Raw genomic sequence first — 18,550 nt, 5'->3', positions numbered from 1 at the left:
TCGCGCAAATGCTTTTCTGAGAAAATCTTTATCAGGATTTCTAATGAGTGAATTACGCTATTTAGCTGAAATTGTCTTACTAAGATTGATGCCAGAGAGGATGCAGTCTCCCACGGAAATTCCGCCTCTGTAATTACCAGCAAAGTGGATGCCAGGGAATGTTTTTTCGCACTGTTCCAGCTGTTCGAGTACATTATTGTAGCCTAGATTGAGCTGTGGAATTGCTTTTTTCCAGCGAATGATATTGCTGAATGTTGGATTGCCCTCAATACCTAGGAGTTGGCGAAGTTCGTCCATGACTGAAGCTTTCATGGCGCTATCCTCCATTTTTGCATGTTCAGGAGTTCGGGCGCCACCGAGCATTATGTTGATGGAAACATGGTCCTTCGGAGCTCGGCCTTCAAAAAGGGTGGAAGTGAAGAGGGCTCCGAGAATTTTTGATTTTTCGTTAAGCGCATTGAGCATGCCAAAGCCGTCGAGCGGGTGTTTGACTTGGACTCGTTTGAAGCCGAGAACCATGCTGGATACTGGTGGGTACTCGAGCTGCTGAACTTTGGAGACTTCTTCTAGCACGTCTGAGACGTGTTTGTCGAAAGGTAGGTCTTTTAGCTTGTGGGCTGGCAGAGTGATGATGAGGTCCGAGAAGGAGCCTTGACCAAGACATTTTCCAGCTTTCCAGCCTACGTTCCAGCGCTGAGATTTCTTATTGAAGGAAATGCTTTGGATATCAGCTTCAGTAATGATGCTATCTTCTTCTAGATTGCTCTCCAACGTTTTAGGGAGTGTCTCAATCCCAGCGCGGAAAGAAATGATCTCGCGTTTACGAAGTCGGTTAGACTCTTCTTTTTTTGCTTCTTTTCCGGCTTGCAGCATTCCTTTGAAAACAGAACCAGATTCTTGTTCACATTTATAAATGTTAGGGAATGCGAATCTTGTGGAAAGACGGTTGGGGTCGCCAGCGTAGATTCCGCTGACAAATGGACCTGCAGCCTTCTCTAAGATTTCTGGACCCAATCTACGACGCACGAAGTCAGCAAAACTTTCACTGCCAGATTCGGGTGTGCGTTTTTTCACAAAAGGTTCCTTGATAGCCCTCATTTTGGCCTTCATCGAAAATAGCGAGGAGCCGAGGAACTGTGCGGGTGAGCTGGGAAGTGAATGGAGCTTACGCTGGTGGATGATAAATCGCTTATTCGCGGAATCGTTTGCGACAACGACTTCTGGGCCGAGGCCTATCGTTTCAATTAACTCAGCGACTCTCTTGTCGTTCACCATGAGAGTGTTGGGTCCGTGTTCGTAGAGGTATCCATCCTTTTTACTGGTTTGGATGATACCTCCCACTCTGTCACTTTTTTCAAATATGACAGCACTGTGTCCAGCCTGCTGAAGGTAGTAGGCTGCACTAAGTCCAGTAATGCCCGCTCCAATAATGGCGACATTTTTGCGTTCCTGAGTTGGCACTGTCATAGAAAATAGGGAATCAGTGTGCACGCCCTAGCGGCTTTGTAAAGTAAAGGGGAGTTGTTTTGAGTTACCTATTTTTCTCATTGGAATAATGGGTAAATGAATGGCTGAAGTGAGTCTAGCTTGTTAGCTGAGGTGTAAGGTGATAATTAAGCTGAAGTGATCGAGAGAAACTATAAAGTTTGGTGTGAGAGTTTGGCTGATTCAACTCAAGTGATTGAAGCCTATTCGTTTCGCAAAGCGGCGGTAGCCTTTGTCGAGAATGAGGTGAGCGTGGAGGCACAAGACGTGGTTGTCGTTGAATTTGGTTCTGAGTCTCAGAAGTTTACTGCTTCTGAACTTGTTCTGAAGGATGGCTGGAAATTAGGTGAAATTGAGGAAGATTCAGCCGAAGAGGTAGAGCAAGGTGCGCTTCGAGCTTCGGCAGAAACTAATGGGGTCTCACTCGGGAGAAGCCTGTTACGTATGGAGTCTGCCTATTCTAGTATACGCGTAGCAATAAACATTCTTGCAGTGCTAGCTTATATTAGTGTGACAGTGACTTTGGTTATCAGCTTAGGAGGAGGGATCAAAATGGAGTCCATTGAACTTATGCTAATGGCTCTTTTTGGGGCTGTTGTGTCAGTGCTTTTGATTTATGTGCTTAAGCATCTTCTCCATGCTTTTTTAGACATAGCAGATGCCCATATTCGAAAATTAGATTAGACTGTCTTCGAGTGCTTTGCTTTGGACTTTGCGAGGTGGGCATCAAAGTGCATAGCTATATTGCGGATGAAGAGGGTGCCTTGTGGTGTGACTTGAAGAGAGTTCTCTGAGCTTTCTAACAACCCGTCAATTGCCATGTCGGCTAGTTGGTTGAGTTCATTCGAGAAGTGGTCTTTGAAGTCGATGCAGAGCTCGTTTGAGAGCTGTGTGAAGTCGAGTGAATGATCACACATGAGACGCATGATTGTGGTGCGGCGGATATGATCTTCAGGAGTTAAAATGTAGCCTTTTTCAACAGGGAGTTGGCCTATGATGAGTTTTTTCTCGTAGGCTTCGATGTCCTTGATGTTCTGCCGGTAGCTATTTTTTGTCTGAGAAATGGAAGAGATACCAAAGGCAGATATTTCGAGGTCTTTGAAAGTAGAATACCCTTGAAAATTACGTTGCATCGTTTTGTTACGCTGAGCGACGGCGAGGGAATCATCGACTTTGGCGAAGTGGTCCATGCCAATGTATTGGTAACCATTCGAGGTGAGTTCTTCGATGATCACTCCAAGCATTTGAATCTTTTGCTCCGCTTCAGGGAGTCCGTGGCGCTCAAGAATCTTCTGAGCGGGAGCCATCCAAGGGACGTGGGCATAGGAGAAGACTGCGAGGCGGTCGGGGCTGTATTCTAAGACCTGGTGAATCGTGTTTCGAATAGACTCTGGAGTCTGGTAGGGGAGGCCGTAGATGAGATCGATATTGAGTGAATCCATTCCAGCGGAGCGAGCCCATTGGATGGCATTAAGGTTTTGTTCATCGCTCTGCACACGGTTCACCGCTTTTTGGGTTTCGAGCTTGATGTCTTGGACGCCGAAGGAGACTCGGTTTACACCAAGTCTGCGGAATGCCTGAATATGTTCTTTCGTGAGGCGGCGTGGGTCGAGCTCGGCACTGATTTCGGCATTCGATGCAAAGTGAAAATTTTTGTGAAGTGTGCTTGAAAAATGGTCGATGAGGTCAGGGTCGAGGTAGTTGGGAGTGCCTCCACCGAAGTGTAGTTGCTGCACCTCACGGCCTGGCTGGATGTTCTCTCGGTAATGTCCGATTTCACGTTCGAGGAGCCTGATGTACTTTTCCGCTGGTTCGCGCTGGTTGCTGATGATTTTTGTGCAGCCACAAAACCAGCACATGGATTGGCAGAAAGGGATATGAAAATAGAGTGAGAGTGGGCCTGACTCATGGCTCGCCTCGAGGCGTAATTGCTCAATGTCTATTTGATCAGAAAACTGAGGAGCTGTCGGGTAGGAAGTGTAGCGTGGTCCTGGCTTATTGTACTTCTCGACGAGTCTGAGGTCGGGCTTGAGCATGTGGATATATTGCTCATCGAGCGAGTAAATCACTTTGCATATTCTGTAATCAGGATGACAAAATGCGCGCGTTTTGGGGTGTCAGTAGAAGTGGATATTTTTGTGAAATCATCTGACGTGGATAGTGAATGGAAACTTGTGGTAATAGAAAATGAGCGACTTACGGTAATCTCTCATGAAGTACTTGCTCACACTATTCCTGCTGATTCAGCCTTTGAGTGCCAAAGACACGTTTGCCATTCTCAAGGAAGGCGACAGAGTTCCACAAAACGTAATGGAGTTATGGGGGGATTTAGATTTGGAGTCTGAGCCTATTGAGAAGGAGGTAGTAAAGACCTATGAGGAAGATGGTATCGTGTGTGAGTATGTGCTCTATACCGTTGCGACGATCAAAGGAACCAAGTCGCGCATTGCTGCCTACTATACGTATCCAAAGGGCGGAAAAAATTTACCGGCATTCGTTTGGGCCCACGGTGGCGGGCAGCGAGCTGAAATGAAAAGGGGGCTGTATTTTGCGAAAAAGGGCTACGCGACTCTCGATATTAACTGGAATGGCCGTGAGCTCGACCCGGAGGTGGAACAGAATACGGACTGGGGAATGATAGACCCAACACAAGGAAAGCCTTATTACTCTAAGGCGCCCCGAGCAAAGAGACACACCGGGGTTGGACCTGACGAATTCACTATTGATGCGGTGGTTAGTCCGCGAAACCAGTACTGGTTCATGCTCGCCTATGCTGGACGTAGAGGAATTACTTTCCTAGAGCAGCAAGAGCAAGTGGATCCAGAGCGCATTGGTTTTACTGGATTTTCAATGGGTGGAAACATCACTTCTTACTGTGCTATCGATAAGCGTCTCAAAGCTGTTGCACCAATCGTGGGGGGCTCTGGTAGCCATTATGAGAAAATTGCTGGATACCCAAAAATTAGAAGCAATCCAGAGCATCATGAGTTGATAGACAATACGATCGCACCACAGGCATATTGGCCGCATGTGACCGCTCCAGTGATGTTTATCAGCGGGACGAACGATTTCCATGGTCGTCTTGATTTCTTGCAGCGTTGTGCAGATTCCTTACCTAAGAAAACTATTTGGACTATGTCTCAAACTATCCACAATAATCACGGGCCAGGTGCTAAGCAATTTCTAGCGCTGGAATATTGGTTCGATCATTTCCTTAAAGGGGACTCTAAGGCGGTGCCAGCGACTCCTCATTCCACATTTAATAAACTCTCAGAGGGCGGCTGGACGTTTGAGGTGATACCAGATGATCTCGAGAATGTGGACGCAGTGCATTTTTATTACAGCTGGGATACTGCCATCTCTAACAGATTCCATAAGCCCATAAAAGCGGAGCGCAATGGAGGTACTTGGGAAGCTGTGATTCCATCAGATGAGAGCCTGCCTGTTACTGCGTTTGCGAATGTTCTGTATAAATCTCACAGTGGGAAAGAGGAAGAATCACAGAGTGGCGAGACTTATGTGTTTGCCATTACTTCACGTTTTTACAGCGAGCAGCTTGAAGGGCTGAGTGATGACACGTTTACCAAAGAAGGACGCCAAGTGAAATTCGAACCTCAGTTTGCAGAATTCCCTAAGGATAACTTAATATGGGCTACTAAGGCGCGAGATAAGTCGATAGTCACTTATAAGTTTAATGACTATGCTCTCGAATTCCCTAAGGATAAGAAGTTAAAGTTTTTTGTAGATCCAGCGGGTGAAGAACTCACCTTGTCTGTGTCATTTGCATCTCAGAAGCACCTGATCAAAGATCAGAATGAATTTAAAGGGAATGTGACGATATCTAAGATCTTCAATGAGCCTGGTGATTTTACAATTTCGCTTGCTGAGCTAGTGAAAGAAGTCGAGGGAGAAGAGATTCAAAAAATAACTTCATGGCGTAATGTGTCTACCATGCAGGTGAGCCTCAGGAAGAATTCTTCGCGTGAGTATATCGATCTATTAGACGGGAAGTATCTCGAGCGTATCGAATGGGTAGACTAATAGAAACTGCTATTCCCCGCGCCAGATGTCAACGATGTGCTCGGGGTGGAAATTGAGCTCTGCACCAGGTGAGAGAATCTTGGTATAGCTAGGCTCGTTATCGAGGAAGCCTGTTAGGTAGTCTTTGTCAGTAGAGGTGATGACGACCCACATGTGTTCTGCATCGAACGACTTCCCTTGAACTTTGAGTGGTTTGGCGTAGTGAAAGATGAGTTTGACGATGTCACCCTCTTGGACATTGAATCGCTCATCGTCCGCTGGAACAGGGTGTTCCAGAAAGCCCTGATCCTGCCAATTATCTAGTTCGACAGGCTCGAGCTCGTAGCCCTCTTTTTCAAGAGATGCGTATGGGTATTCGTCTTCGCTCACAAGGGCTATTTGTAGTTGGTGATAGTCTCAACGAGAGCTGCCACATTCTCAGGTTTTGCGGAGGGAAGGATGCCGTGGCCTAGGTTGAATATGTGGCCATTACGTCCTTTCATGGAGTCTAACAGACGTGTTGCTTCAATAACTGTGCGCTCAGCAGTGCCATCAAGAATGGATGGGTCGAAGTTTCCTTGTACCGCGATCCCTTTAGGAAGCTCAGAGTGGAACTTCGGAAGGTCCACTGTCCAATCAACGGAAAGGGCTTTGGCTCCAGCTCCAATGAGTGCGGTGGAGTGGTGTGCCATTCCCTTTGCGTAGATAATCATCGGGTAGTTATCTGGCATGGCGTCAATCACACGGCGCATCCACTTGACGGACATTTCTTCGTAGTCGCAGGCTGAGCAGAATGCGCCTGCGGAGTCGAACATCTGAAGCGCATCCGCTCCGTGAGCGATCTGCATAAGGAAGAGGTCAATGAGAGCTGTAGAGATTTTCTCCATGAGCTTTTCGAAAAGTGGTCGATTTTCGTAGAAAAGGTGCTTGAGGCGTGAGCAATTTTTAAGCGAACCTCCTTCAGTCATGTAGGCAGCGAGGGTCCATGGAGAACCACCGAAACCTAGTAGAGCCTTTTCATGACCTATTTCCTTACGGATCGATTCAAGTGCATGGCCCATGTAAATGAGTTTTTCAGCGGTACCCATTTCATCGAGTGCGTCGATTTGAGCTTCAGTCTCGAGGATATAGTCCATGCCGATACCTCCGCCTTCACGGAAATGGTAGGGCTGCCCCATTGCTTCAGGGATGACGAGGATGTCAGAGAATAGGATCGCAGCATCGAGGTCATAGCGACGCAATGGCTGCATGGTGACTTCAGTCGCTAGCTCTGGAGATTTCACCATTTCAGTGAAGGAGTAGGATTCCTTTAGCTTGCGGTATTCTGGGAGGTAGCGGCCAGCTTGGCGCATGATCCATACGGGTGGACGCTCTAGTTCTCCGCAGTTGGCGGCGGTTAGGAATCGTTCTCTGCTGTTCATAATGGTGTTTAGAAAGGAAAAAGTGGTGAGGATAAAGGAAAAAGTAATTTCGAATTCCGAGATGTGAATTCGGAATGGGCTGAGTTGGGCGCTTTAAGGGTTCTTTAGGAGCTTCTTACTCCCAGATCATGTGTTCCATTTCGAGGGCGCGGGCGCGTTTTTGATAGGACTCAGTCTCTGGACCACCAGACGCTGCAATTTTTTTTGCGACTGCGACCGCGGCGCGGTAATCTTTATTTTTTTCTAACAATGCAATCGCTTTGAAACCGCATTGGTAGAACCATTTCCACTCTTGTTGACCGTCGGCAGCACCTAGGTTTTCTCGATTGATCACGATATAGTAGGAATCGAGAGCAGCGGCGTCATTCCCCATGCTTTCGAGGGTTTGTCCTTTCATGTAGTTAATTTGATTACTCCAAGATAGAGGTAGGCTGGGGTGTTTAAGTAGCTGGTCGTGGATGGCTACAGCTTTAGCATATTGTCCACTATCTTCGCTTCCTTGGGTGTGGAGCGCGGTTGCTAACAGGATGCCAATTTCTCTTTGTTGGGAGCTTGCTGATGCAGGGTCATACACTTCATGAAGAGAAATTTTAGCTTCTTCTGTGCGGTTGACGTCGAGTAGCAGGCGCGCTTGTTGAATACGAGCTTCAGTAGAGAGGGTGGACTTAAGACCGATTACTTTCTCGAAGAGGTCGATACTCTCTTTTAGAGCTTGGGGAGTCCCTTCTAGTCGGGCAGCAGTCCCGGCATAGTAGTAGCAGAATGGGACGAGCGGGCTATCTGGTTGGTCTAGTGCAATTTTTACAAGCAATTGACGTGCTTTGTTGTGCTCGCCATTTCGGTAAAGGGAGATGCCTTGTCGTAAGCGAAATTCTGCCGCGTCTTCATTAGTAGGATAAGTGTCTAAGAAGGATTGTGTAGCTTCAACCGCAGCCGGCCAATTTTGCTTAAGTTCAGCTAACTGGTACCTAGTGCGTGAGTATTCAGTGTATTGCTTCTCTGAAAGAGTGTCTCCTTTTACGGTGTCTAACAGGGCTGTACATAATACTGGGTCAAGAGGTGCTTGGGTGGCACAAATCGAAGCTAGGGAAATGCGTGCATCGACCGCTCGCTCGTGATTTGGATTTTTTAATAGGAAATTAGAGAGGGCTTCACGCGCATTTTGGTGTTTTTGGTGCGCCATCCAGAGAGCTTTCTCTACCTCGAGTTGAGTACGTATGTCTTTGTCTTTGATCTTTGTTTTTTGGGCATCAAAAGCAGCTAGGTTTGAACTGCGGAGTGCCGCGAGACCTGCATTGATGGTCGCATATTTAGCAACGTCGATATTGTTAGAGTGTGTTGCTAGTTCAAATGCATTGAGGGCATCGGCATAGTTTTCAGCCTCTACGCTTAGTAGGCCTGCGATGAAGCCGGCTTTAGTTTGAGCTACTGGGCTGAGTGTTACTTGTTGTTTTTTTACTAGGTAAGCAAGAGTGCGGAGTGTTTGCAGGGCTTGGAGCCGTTGCTGTAACTGAAGTTCGATCTTTGCTGTTTCTAGAATAGAGCTTCCAAATAGTGGGTGTAGAGGATATGCGAGCCTATATGTAGATAGGTCAAATTGCGCTTTAGCAAGCGCACCAGGGGTGTTGAGTCGGGCAGTGTGCTTGGCGTAGTAATAGAGAGCTGTAGATCTGAGGTTTTCACTTACAGATTGAAGAGTGGCAGCACTGGGTAGTGGTGGAACGATGAAATTTGAGTCCCTTTGTTGAGATAGGATTGAAGGGGCATCGAGATCTCTGCCTGCCCATCTCTCTAGTTGTTTATAGAAAGGGTCGGTTGCTGATAACTCGTTTGATGACCAGGCACTGAGACGTTCAAAAATAGGGAGTAGAATAGGTGTATCTTGGCGCTCACTGACAAAAGAGAGTAATTCTCCGATTGCTTCTTGATCTGAGCCTGCTGCGTGTTGGGCGTCAGCCAATCCTAGTAGAGCGAACTGATAGAGGCGAGGTGGAATGCCTTGCTCATTCTCGAAAAGCAGCGAATACTTAGCAATAGCGTCAGGAAAATCTTTCTTTGCAAAGGCTAGCTTGGCTTCAAGTAGAAGCTTAAGAATACTGGATTTTTCTCCATCAGGAACGCTCGCGATCATTTTCTGGGCATTCGCGAGCTCGTTTTTTCTAAGATAAACTTCTGAGAGCGTGGCCGTGGCTTTCAGCTTAGTGATGACATCCTTAGAGTTACGAGCCTTAAGGAAATTTTTAATAGATTCGTCTTCGAAACCCAATGCTAATTGGAGGCTAGCTAAGCTTAAAGTAGCCGCGTCTTGATAGATCGATTGGCTGTCTAATAGTTTGAAATACTCGATAGCCTCCATGTATTTTCCTTGTGCCGCATAGGCTTGAGCTAGCCAGAAATTTCGTTCTGGGTGATTCTCAAAGAACTTACTCTTGAGTGTTTTAAGGGCGGCTTCAGGTTGATTTGCGCGGACCTGAGCTTCTGTAAGTCGATAGAGAATTTCTCGGTTCTGAGCATCTTCTAGACCTTTGATAGCATAGGCATCTTGGAACCGGCTCACTGCTAGCTCTGGGAGCTGGTCTGCCATAGCTTGCAGGCCTTGTTGATAGGTCTTAATTTCTTCCATATTCGGGACCAAGACAGGAGCCGATTGCTTCTGTGCTGATGCAGGAAGAATTAGTATGAGAGTTGTTAATGCTATAGCTGACAAGCGCATGAGTGGCTAAGCTACCGCTGGAACTATAGCGGGTCAATGCTGGGGATCGTTTTCAGTTGTCAGTTGATTCAGTTTGCAAATGATAGGAGATATGGAGATTGAGCCAATTGCGAGAGTTGAAACATGCTATGTCGAAAAGTTTGGTGTGCCTCGTCAACCGGGACTGGTAAAACAGTCATGGGGGCGAATCATTTTTGAAGATAGCTACAGAGGTGAAAACTTTATTAGAGGTATAGATGGTTTTAGTCACCTATGGTTAGTATTTCATTTCCATTTGTCTATGCATCAAAAGGGGAAGGGGACAGTACGCCCCCCTCGACTAGGAGGGAATGAGCGCATGGGGGTGTTTGCTACTCGATCACCTTTTAGGCCAAATAATTTAGGATTATCAGTAGTGGAGTTAGTGCATGTCAATCTGGATCATCCAGAAGGGCCGGTGTTAGAGATCCGAGGTGCTGACCTCGTAAGCGGAACACCGATAATAGACATTAAGCCATATATACCGTTTTGTGACTCGGTGGCTGGAGCTGTGGGGGGCTTTGTCGATGGGGCACCCCCGAAATTGATCGTGGAATGGGAAGGTGAGTGTTCTTTGCCGAATGCGAGTAAGGAGCTAGTGGAACAGACTTTAGCTCTGGATCCTCGGCCCGCGTACCATCAAAATTCTGAGAGAGAGTACGGCTGTCAGATTGATAGTTATGAAGTCCGCTGGAGAGTAGTTGAAGGTGTGGTGTGTATTTTCTCTTGCGAGCGAACCTAAGGGGATTAGTATTTCGCCAATGAAAGCAGCAAAATGGATTGCAGTAGGTTTAGGAGCACTGGTGGCATGTCTAAGTACTTCATGTGGTAGTCTCCCAGAGACTGAGAAAAACCTTGGTCCCCAAAGTGAGTATAGTTCGATCCCTTGGAATCGCCAACTTCCAGGTGAAGGTAGTGCTGGCTTAGGTGGCTTTAGCGGTACTCAGTAATCTCTATAGCTAAAAACTTAGAGCAAGCTAACATGTATCAGTTGGCTTGCTCCAACATTGTTGTAGCGTTTGGCTCTAACTAGCTGTTATAGCCATGCGGGTTCTGGCTTTGCCATTTCCAAGCGCTTTCGACCATTTCATTAAGGCCAAGTTCTGCTTGCCAGCCGAGTTCAGTCTTAGCCTTCGCAGGGTTACCCGTGACTTCTGCAATGTCTCCTTCACGGCGAGGTCCAATTTCGTATGGGATTTTATGGCCGCAGGCTTCGCTGAAAGCCTTTACCATTTCCAACACTGAGTACCCTCTACCAGTACCAATGTTGTATATATGGATACCGCTACTGTTCGCTAGTTTTTCAAGCGATTTCACGTGCGCTTTTGCTAGGTCGGTGACGTGAATGTAGTCACGCACCCCTGTTCCGTCTGGAGTATCCCAGTCATCACCAAAGATGACGACTTTTTCACGGATACCGGCAGCGACTTGGCTTACAAATGGGAGCAAGTTGTTAGGGTAGTTTGGATCTTCGCCTATTTGGCCAGAATCATGCGCTCCGACAGGATTGAAGTATCTGAGAAGTGCTACACTCCAATCTTCAGCTTTGGCTGTATCCATGAGGATTTGCTCCATCATAGCCTTAGTGTGGCCGTAGGGATTAGTTGCGCGGATTGGTGCGTCTTCCTTCACTGGGATTTCATCCGGATCTCCGTAGACTGTAGCTGATGAGCTAAAGACAATTTTACGGACATCATGTTTTTTCATAGCTGAGTATAGATTGAGGGAGCCTGTGATATTATTGGTATAATAATCTAAAGGTTTCTCAACCGATTCTCCTACGGCTTTTAGAGCTGCAAAGTGAATGACGGAATCAATAGTAGGGTGCTGGACGAAAACGGAATCGAGGGCAGCAGAGTCTAGTAAGTCGACTTTAATAAAAGTGATAGACCGACCGGAGAGTTCTTGAACACGCTCTAGAGCCTCAGCGCTAGAGTTAATAAAGTTATCGATGAGTACTAGTTCGTGCTCTCCCTTAAGAAGCTCAATGTTAGTATGAGAGGCTATGTATCCAGCTCCACCGGTGATAAGGACTTTTTTCATGAATTTACGAGGGGTGATTAGAATCGATCAAACAGTTTGACCGCTTAGCTTTCTACTTTTTCTTCAAGCTTTTTCTGAAGTCGCTTGGAGAGGAATGGGCGGAGGAGTCCGTATACGAGGTAAAGTGTAAAGAGAAGGGTCGGGGTGTACCAGCGAGTCTGTTCATACATAATGAGCATTATAAAAATGGCTCCTAACACGACTCCCCAGAGTGAGCCTTTTGTGCGCCAATCGACTTTTTTAAAGCTTGGGTAACGTACGTTACTGAGCATCAGGGCTGACAGCCCAAGCATTACCGCGGCGAGGACGTAGTTCCATGCGCCGAGATTGAGATTATTCTGAGCATCTCCTCGATAGAGGTGAATAATTAGGAAAGTGATGGAAGCAATGAAACCGGCTGCCATTGGAATAGGAATACCTCTGAAGTCTAGGTTGTCGCCTGGTTTTTTTGGGAGATTAGCTAGGCAATTGAAGCGGGCTAGTCGCATTGCTCCACAAAGTAAGTAGATAAAGGCAATGGCCCAGCCTAGCTTAAAGTTTCCAAGTTGTTCTGATAGAGGGAAAAGTACTGCTTTTGATACGAGTAGTGCTGGAGCCATACCAAAAGAAACAACGTCAGCTATGGAGTCAAATTCTTGGCCAAATGGAGATTCCTGGCCACCGAGTCGTGCAAGTCGCCCATCTAAGAGGTCGAAAATACAGGAACCAAAAATAAGCATGATCGCTTGCTGGTAGAAAGTATAGGCTTCTTTAAATTCATCGTGCTGCATGCCTTTAAAGATTGTGAGTACCGCAAAGAAGCCGCAACAGAGGTTCCCAGCTGTCATTAAGTTAGGCAGTAGGTAGATCTTAGGTTCCTCGTAGGGATTATTCTGTTCCTCGTGGCTCATGTCAGCGCAACATAGCCACATTTGTTCGGGAAGAAACAGTGGAAAATGTGTGGGGATGTGATTAGCTTCTTTCTCATGGCTGAGGCAACGACATCAATGGTGGATTTATTAGCGGCATATCCAGGTGCGCGCAGAGCTCTTTTCTCGCGTTACCATATTGGGGGGTGTAGTTCATGCGCTTACCGTGATGACGAGACGCTGGCAGAAGTCTGTGAGCGCAATGAGATCGGTGTCAGCGAGGTTATCGCTCATGTCTTGCAAAGCCACGAGGTGGATAAAGGGATGTTAATATCACCTACTGAGGTCAAGGCTATGATAGACGATGGTAAATCCTTTGTCTTTATGGATACCCGTACTCGGGAGGAGCATGAAGCAGTCGCGATTTCAGGATCGGAGTTTATGACTCAAGAGCGGCAACAGGAGCTTTTTGGAACGTCTAAGGAGGACGATGTTATTGTGCTTTATGACCACACTGGTGGGCGAGTCCTTGATACTTGCGCGTGGTTTCAAGGGCACGGGTTGAAAGGGACTCGAGGGATGACTGGGGGGATTGATGCTTGGAGTAATGAAGTGGATAAAAAGATTCCGCGTTATCGACTAGAAATGGATTAGTGGGTCCAATCTGAGTTAATGAGTTCGTTGTAAATGACGATCTTTTCGGGATGCTGTTTTCTAAGGTTGTTACGATATTCCTCTATAGCGCTCTTGCGGCGTGTGGTTTCAAGAGCTGCGACAATTTCAGGTTTGAGTTGCTCGTAGTCCACCCGTTCTGTGGGGAGTTTATCGGTTATCTCGATAAGGTGCCATCCAGTTTCTGTTTCAATAATTTCTTTTCGATGGAGTGGAAGTGAGAATACTTGCTCAGCGAAGTTTTTTGGTAGGCGGTCACGTTGCATCCATTTGAGTTCTCCCCCTATCTTATTATTTCGCGCGTCGGCACTATACATTTCTGCGATGTGAGAGAATTTTTTAGTGGAGAGTTCTCGTTTAGCTTTCTCGAGTTTGGTGAGGGCTTGTTCTTCGGTGTGATTGAGTTTGGATAGGAAAATATGCCGAGCATTAATGCGCTCCGGAGTAGAGAGTTCTTTTATGTGGTCGTGGTACCAAGCATTTGCTTCGTCATCACTGACTGCAAGACCGGGCGCTATTTTACTAGCTATATATTTATTTTGTTGGATGCGGGCGGCTATCCGGTATTCGAGTTCCTTTGAGTCTTTAAAGCCGAAGCTCTTCAGTGTTTCAGCCATTTGCTCCGGGGTGGAGAAACGGCTAGAAAAGCGCTGAATGGCCGAAGTGATTTCAGCCTTGCTGACGGGGAATCGGTCGTCATTGAGAGAGACTTTCTCTCGTAGAATGGAGTGATCGATGAGCTCGTCGAGAACTTTCATCCGGAGTTCAGATCGCTCTTTTTTGGAAATGTCGATCCTACTACGACCACTGCGCCAGAGGAATTCATCTACTCCGTAGTCTACTTGAGAGAGGTAGATGGGAACGGTGAACACCCGAGCGACGATGCCACGCTCTTGATCTAACAGCATTTTACCCTCTTGGGAATTTTGAATTTTGTTTACTTGCTGTTTGAGTGGGCCGCTGAAGAAGACGAGGTCGCAAACTAGGTAGAGCATGAGTACTGACCACGCGAAGAGACGTACGACAAATTTTTTTCCCATTTTCATCTAAGGGAAATCTAGGTGGCTCGACACGAAAAAGCCACACAACTTTCGCTGTATGGCTATTTGCGAAATGTGTGAAATAAATGCTAGTTTACAGCTACTGCTTCTGCGCCAGTTTCTCCAGTACGGATACGGATAGCTTCGTCTACTGTGGAGAGGAATACTTTACCGTCACCGATCTTGCCGGTGTTAGCGCTCTTGACGATAGCTTCAGCAACAACTTGGGCTTGTTCGTCGTCAACTACGATGTCGATTTTAACCTTAGGAAGAAAGTCTACAGTGTACTCGGAACCACGGTAAATTTCAGTGTGACCTTTTTGTCGACCGAAGCCTTTGACTTCAGTCACTGTCATGCCCTGTACGCCTACTTCAGCGAGAGCTTCTTTCACTTCTTCGAGTTTGAACGGCTTGATGATTGCTTCGATTTTTTTCATAGCTTAAAAACGTTAGTCTTGGATTGTGGTTAGCAATTCTTGTGCCAACTTTTTTATAACTCAAGATTTCAGTTGAATACCTATAAGTTAGGGAAGAGAAGCTGTGCTTGCAAGAGTAGAAAACTAGATTGTGTAGAAGTAATCAGCGCAGGATGTAGCGGGCTCCTGGGAGTTGCTGTATGAGACGCTTCATTTCTAGTTTGAGAAGTGTTGAAATGACTGTGGATACTGGGAGTTGTGAATGCTCGACAAGTGTGTCGATGATAGATTCTTCTTTGCTTAAGAGTTGAAGGATTTGTCGTTCGGTTGAGTCTAAAAGTGAGCTAGGGGTGGAATCTGGCTGCACCTCTAAGTTTGGGTGGAGTGGTAGCGTCTCAAAATCTTCAAGAATATCATGAGCGGAACTCACTAAAGTCGCTCCATCTCGAATAAGTTGATTGCAGCCAGCCGAAGTCGGGCGATCAATGGGGCCTGGAATGGCGTAGATGGTCTTACCCATCTCAGCGCCGAGATTAGCGGTAATAATGCTTCCTGACCACTTTGGGCATTCACATACGAGGATTCCAGAGGACCATGCGGCTACTATTCTGTTTCTCATCGGGAAGGTTTTTTTGTCAGGAGCTGTGTGGAGTGGAAATTCGCTGATTACAGCACCATTGCCATTGGCTATTTTTTCAGCGAGTCCCATGTTTTGCGGTGGGTAGAGCTGGGCTAGTCCGGAGCCGAGTACGGCAATCGTGCGTCCTTTTGCTTTGAGTGCGCCTTCATGGGCGAATGTGTCGATCCCGCGAGCTAAACCTGAAATGATCGTGAAACCGCTGCGAGCGAGCTCTGATGAGAGTCGATCCGCTGCGCTTTGACCATAATGAGTGGTTCTGCGTGAGCCGACAACGGCGATGGCGTGTTTATCCTTAACCGTGATTTCTCCCCAAATGTATAGCGCGAGTGGAGGGTCATACATGTTTCTCAGTGTATCAGGATAGTCTTGTTGGTCTTGAGTAAGGATGGTGATTTTACGTTCCGCGCATTCATTGATCTCAGCTGTGAGGTCGATGTGGCTTTCCCATTGATTGATAATTTTTGCGGTCTCGGGGCCGATCCCTTGAGCTTGGGTGAGTTGGTTTGTATTGGCACGTAAGATAGCTTCCGCGGATCCGAGGTTTTCCAGTAATCTACGCACGCGTATAGGGCCGATTTTCGGTAGCATGTTCAGAGCGATGAGTGCTTCACGAGAGTTCATAAACGACAATAAAAGAGATTTTGTTAGAATAGGTTGATCTAATATTTGGGCAAGAAAAAGCCGCAGGCGAATCTACGCATGCGGCTTTCGAGAGTTTGTTTGAGCGAGTTTTACTTCTTGTAGACAGCGTCTGGGTCGAAGGTGAGTTCTTCGGTGAATGCAAGACCAGCTGGATCTTTGCCTGCTGTGAGGTCTACTTTGCGGTAAAAGCACGAGTTTCTGCCAGTGTGGCATGCTCCTGCGCCTTGTTGATCAACGTAGACGATGACTGCGTCTTGGTCGCAATCGGTACGAATTTCTACGACCTTTTGTGTATGGCCAGAAGTTGCTCCTTTGTGCCAAATTTCCTGACGGCTACGAGAGTAATAGACGACTTCACCGATCTCTAGAGTCATTTTTAGTGACTGCTCATTCATATAGGCCAGCATGAGCGGCTCTTTGGTTTGGGCATCCATTGCAACGCAAGGGATGAGCCCATTTTCATCGAACTTAGGAGCGAATACTGGCTTTTCTTCAACTGCTTTTTTGTCTTGGCGATCGCCAAATGTGATTGAATCAGACATTGAGTTGGTGATTTATGCAGCCGAAAGGGCGAGTCGTTCGTCAGATGCGAGAATCTCAGTGAGGCTGTCCCAGCCATTATCAGTCTGTAGATTGAATACACGAAGGTAAAGGCTGATGAGCTGAGGGTCGAACTTCTCAACGAGTGTGTCTACAGCAGCTTTGAGTTTGTCCGCATCAAGTGTCTCTGGGAGATCACCATCAACAGAGCCCTTGCCATCGTGTTCGATCTCCATCGCATCGCAGAATGCAACTAAGAGCTCTTGTTGACCCTGCATGAAGTACACCTGAAAGAGGTGTTCTCCAATCATGTTGCTGGACTTCAGCTTAAGAGTCTTGTGTACCCATGCAATTTGCTCAGCTACAGATTTTTTTTGAACGAATACAGGACGCAACTTGCGGTCATTAGCAAGAGTGGCAATGGTGTGTTTGTAGAGATCGCGCTCTTCATCACGCATCCACTGGAAAAGGTCGCTGATGATGGATGGCTTGATGGTTTGGTAAATTTCGTATGCTTGCATAATCGTGAAAAAATTCTGGAGCGCAGTGAAGTCAGCAGGGCTCGATCAGTCAAGGCAGTTATCGCCAGTTGGTGATGATGTCTGAAACAGTGTCATCTTCACCCTTGCTCCAAATTAAAACCCTCTTGCCGACAATATCTTCATCTTCATCGTCTAAACCGAGGCTCGGAGGTGAGATTGTGCTGTCGAAATTACTATCTAGGATGATTTCAAAATCTTGCTTGAAGGCATTTTTTAGATCATCCACATTGCCAGTAGAGTCGCGTAGAAGTCCGCCTCTGCCATTTTTACCTTCGGAAAAGCCTTCGAGAAAGTTAATGCCTTTGATGTTATAGTCTAGATTATCTTGAGACCCCTCAAGCTCTGATAAAAGAGTTATGACTTCGCTAGAGTCGAGTTCGGTCTCATCAGAAATTTCAATAGGGTAATAGCCATATTCCTCGTAAAACCTATCGATGCCTCTTTCTAGGGCCACTGTCATTTCACGGTTTTTTTCAAGGTTGCCACTTTTGACTACCTTATTAATTACTGGGAATGCTATGGCGGCTAGGCCAGCGATGATAGAAATGACGACGAGAATCTCTATAAGAGAGAACCCAGAGCGTGAGCTTGTAGTAGATAGCTTCATAGTTTTCATAGTGTGTCGCGTACACTAGAGAGTGGTTTTTCTGGCGTCCAAAACTTTTTTAGGGAAATCCACATAAAGCGACTTAGCTTGACTATTTAAGCGTGTGATTTACTTTGTAGATACAACTTTTCAGGTGGGTATAACTTATGTTTTTGAAAAAAGAGATTCCCACCTCTGCGTGAAACGACTAGCGTGTGCCGAAATACATGAAAATCCAAATAGATAACAAGCAAATTATACGGGGGTTCACTCTGGTGGAGCTGCTCGTAGTCCTTGTCATTATATCCGTTTTGATGGGGGTAGGAGCTTCTGTGATGAAGAGTGCTACTACTGCTCAAGGAGTAAGCACTGCTGTGCCGATTGCTGAGGGGGTCTTTAACGAAGCAAGAACCTTAGCGAAGAGTAGAGGCCTGCACACGCGGGTGGTGATCCCATTCGGAGCTGATCAGGATAATCACGATAAAAACTTTCGTTACCTAGGTATCGTGGAGCAAGAAGTGAATTCATCGGGTGAACCGCAATATAATGGAGACTCCGCAGTATTCAAAAACCGCTTGAGTTCTCGAGGTAAGTCATTGCCTGGTAAAACATTTTTTAATGCGAATCTTAGCTCTCCTATTAATCAGGAATCGTATCAAATTCCTGGTGAGAGTTCGGCAGTGCAATGCTACTACTATGAATTTAATGCGGAGGGCTATTTAGTTGATGCTGACTCTACGAGTGGTCCTTCGGGTTCTGTAGTCATTCAGTCAGGCCGCATGGCGCCGCATGATACACAACCCAAAGCTTTAAATTCAAATAGTCGAGACGCAGGAGGGTTCGCTATATGGAAACGTGGAAGTACTTCAATTTATCGCTCAGTGGATCAAATTCCAGAGCTTACAGGAAACCCAACTTTCTAGG

19 protein-coding genes are annotated in these 18,550 nt (G+C 46.5%); 6 read left to right on the top strand and 13 right to left on the bottom strand.

All coding sequences use genetic code 11. The annotated features are described in order from the left end of the window. Positions 1–57 precede the first annotated feature (57 nt). Positions 58–1,467, bottom strand: coding sequence for a protoporphyrinogen oxidase (hemG, locus tag ACSHX2_RS03445; RefSeq protein WP_435690597.1), 1,410 nt, complete (start codon positions 1,465–1,467; stop codon positions 58–60). A gap of 192 nt (positions 1,468–1,659) precedes the next feature. Between hemG and ACSHX2_RS03440 the strand changes: the two genes are divergently transcribed. Next, positions 1,660–2,169 (top strand): hypothetical protein, encoded by a 510-nt coding sequence (locus tag ACSHX2_RS03440; protein WP_435690596.1) that lies wholly within the window; start codon positions 1,660–1,662, stop codon positions 2,167–2,169. On the opposite strand, the gene hemN is transcribed toward ACSHX2_RS03440, so the two are convergent. Next, the gene (gene hemN / locus ACSHX2_RS03435; protein ID WP_435690594.1) at positions 2,166–3,521 is read right to left on the bottom strand and encodes an oxygen-independent coproporphyrinogen III oxidase; all 1,356 of its coding nucleotides are present in this window, start codon (positions 3,519–3,521) and stop codon (positions 2,166–2,168) included. The two genes, ACSHX2_RS03440 and hemN, sit on opposite strands and share 4 nt — an antisense overlap. Positions 3,522–3,696: 175 nt before the next feature. Between hemN and ACSHX2_RS03430 the strand changes: the two genes are divergently transcribed. Continuing rightward, positions 3,697–5,526: an alpha/beta hydrolase family protein gene (locus ACSHX2_RS03430; protein ID WP_435690592.1), complete on the top strand. Its 1,830-nt coding sequence runs from the start codon at positions 3,697–3,699 to the stop codon at positions 5,524–5,526. A 9-nt stretch (positions 5,527–5,535) separates the two neighbouring features. Here the strand turns inward: ACSHX2_RS03430 and ACSHX2_RS03425 are convergent, their stop codons facing one another. The 3 genes from ACSHX2_RS03425 to ACSHX2_RS03415 all read right to left on the bottom strand — a co-directional run bounded on the left by ACSHX2_RS03425 (position 5,536) and on the right by ACSHX2_RS03415 (position 9,639). Beyond that, positions 5,536–5,895 carry a DUF2314 domain-containing protein gene (locus tag ACSHX2_RS03425; protein ID WP_435690590.1) on the bottom strand — a complete coding sequence of 120 codons (360 nt, stop codon included), beginning with the start codon at positions 5,893–5,895 and terminating at the stop codon, positions 5,536–5,538. 5 nt (positions 5,896–5,900) lie between these two features. Continuing rightward, a complete protein-coding gene (gene hemE / locus ACSHX2_RS03420; protein ID WP_435690588.1) occupies positions 5,901–6,926 on the bottom strand; it encodes a uroporphyrinogen decarboxylase in 1,026 nt (341 codons plus the stop codon). Positions 6,927–7,041: 115 nt separating this feature from the next. Next, complete coding sequence (locus ACSHX2_RS03415) at positions 7,042–9,639, bottom strand: tetratricopeptide repeat protein (protein WP_435690586.1); 2,598 nt, start codon at positions 9,637–9,639, stop codon at positions 7,042–7,044. Between the two features lie 79 nt (positions 9,640–9,718). Here ACSHX2_RS03415 and tsaA point away from each other — a divergent pair, with 79 nt between their 5' ends. Together tsaA and ACSHX2_RS03405 are read left to right on the top strand one after the other, a co-directional pair. Then, positions 9,719–10,399 carry a tRNA (N6-threonylcarbamoyladenosine(37)-N6)-methyltransferase TrmO gene (gene tsaA / locus ACSHX2_RS03410; RefSeq protein WP_435690584.1) on the top strand — a complete coding sequence of 227 codons (681 nt, stop codon included), beginning with the start codon at positions 9,719–9,721 and terminating at the stop codon, positions 10,397–10,399. 19 nt (positions 10,400–10,418) lie between these two features. Next, the gene (locus tag ACSHX2_RS03405; protein WP_435690582.1) at positions 10,419–10,607 is read left to right on the top strand and encodes a hypothetical protein; all 189 of its coding nucleotides are present in this window, start codon (positions 10,419–10,421) and stop codon (positions 10,605–10,607) included. Positions 10,608–10,686: 79 nt separating this feature from the next. Here ACSHX2_RS03405 and galE read toward each other — a convergent pair whose 3' ends face one another. Both galE and pssA read right to left on the bottom strand, forming a co-directional pair. Next, positions 10,687–11,700 (bottom strand): UDP-glucose 4-epimerase GalE, encoded by a 1,014-nt coding sequence (gene galE, locus ACSHX2_RS03400; RefSeq protein ID WP_435690580.1) that lies wholly within the window; start codon positions 11,698–11,700, stop codon positions 10,687–10,689. A gap of 44 nt (positions 11,701–11,744) precedes the next feature. After that, positions 11,745–12,590, bottom strand: coding sequence for a CDP-diacylglycerol--serine O-phosphatidyltransferase (gene pssA / locus ACSHX2_RS03395; protein ID WP_435690578.1), 846 nt, complete (start codon positions 12,588–12,590; stop codon positions 11,745–11,747). Between the two features lie 75 nt (positions 12,591–12,665). Here pssA and ACSHX2_RS03390 point away from each other — a divergent pair, with 75 nt between their 5' ends. After that, complete coding sequence (locus ACSHX2_RS03390) at positions 12,666–13,202, top strand: rhodanese-like domain-containing protein (RefSeq protein WP_435690576.1); 537 nt, start codon at positions 12,666–12,668, stop codon at positions 13,200–13,202. Here ACSHX2_RS03390 and ACSHX2_RS03385 read toward each other — a convergent pair. From ACSHX2_RS03385 to ACSHX2_RS03360, 6 genes are all read right to left on the bottom strand, one after another. Continuing rightward, a complete protein-coding gene (locus ACSHX2_RS03385; RefSeq protein WP_435690574.1) occupies positions 13,199–14,260 on the bottom strand; it encodes a peptidylprolyl isomerase in 1,062 nt (353 codons plus the stop codon). The two genes, ACSHX2_RS03390 and ACSHX2_RS03385, sit on opposite strands and share 4 nt — an antisense overlap. 89 nt (positions 14,261–14,349) lie before the next feature. Then, positions 14,350–14,697, bottom strand: coding sequence for a P-II family nitrogen regulator (locus ACSHX2_RS03380; protein WP_435690573.1), 348 nt, complete (start codon positions 14,695–14,697; stop codon positions 14,350–14,352). A 142-nt stretch (positions 14,698–14,839) separates the two neighbouring features. After that, a complete protein-coding gene (dprA, locus tag ACSHX2_RS03375) occupies positions 14,840–15,937 on the bottom strand; it encodes a DNA-processing protein DprA (protein WP_435690571.1) in 1,098 nt (365 codons plus the stop codon). Between the two features lie 110 nt (positions 15,938–16,047). After that, positions 16,048–16,500 (bottom strand): phosphoribosyl-AMP cyclohydrolase, encoded by a 453-nt coding sequence (gene hisI, locus ACSHX2_RS03370; protein ID WP_435690569.1) that lies wholly within the window; start codon positions 16,498–16,500, stop codon positions 16,048–16,050. 12 nt (positions 16,501–16,512) lie between these two features. Next, a complete protein-coding gene (locus ACSHX2_RS03365) occupies positions 16,513–17,019 on the bottom strand; it encodes a hypothetical protein (RefSeq protein ID WP_435690567.1) in 507 nt (168 codons plus the stop codon). Between the two features lie 58 nt (positions 17,020–17,077). After that, complete coding sequence (locus tag ACSHX2_RS03360; RefSeq protein ID WP_435690565.1) at positions 17,078–17,647, bottom strand: type II secretion system protein; 570 nt, start codon at positions 17,645–17,647, stop codon at positions 17,078–17,080. 206 nt (positions 17,648–17,853) lie between these two features. Here ACSHX2_RS03360 and ACSHX2_RS03355 point away from each other — a divergent pair, with 206 nt between their 5' ends. Further along, the gene (locus ACSHX2_RS03355; RefSeq protein ID WP_435690563.1) at positions 17,854–18,549 is read left to right on the top strand and encodes a prepilin-type N-terminal cleavage/methylation domain-containing protein; all 696 of its coding nucleotides are present in this window, start codon (positions 17,854–17,856) and stop codon (positions 18,547–18,549) included. Position 18,550 lies beyond the last annotated feature (1 nt).

Source organism: Rubritalea sp. (assembly GCF_051252225.1).
Taxonomy (GTDB): domain Bacteria; phylum Verrucomicrobiota; class Verrucomicrobiia; order Verrucomicrobiales; family Akkermansiaceae; genus Rubritalea.
This window is presented reverse-complemented; position numbering and strand designations above follow the sequence as displayed.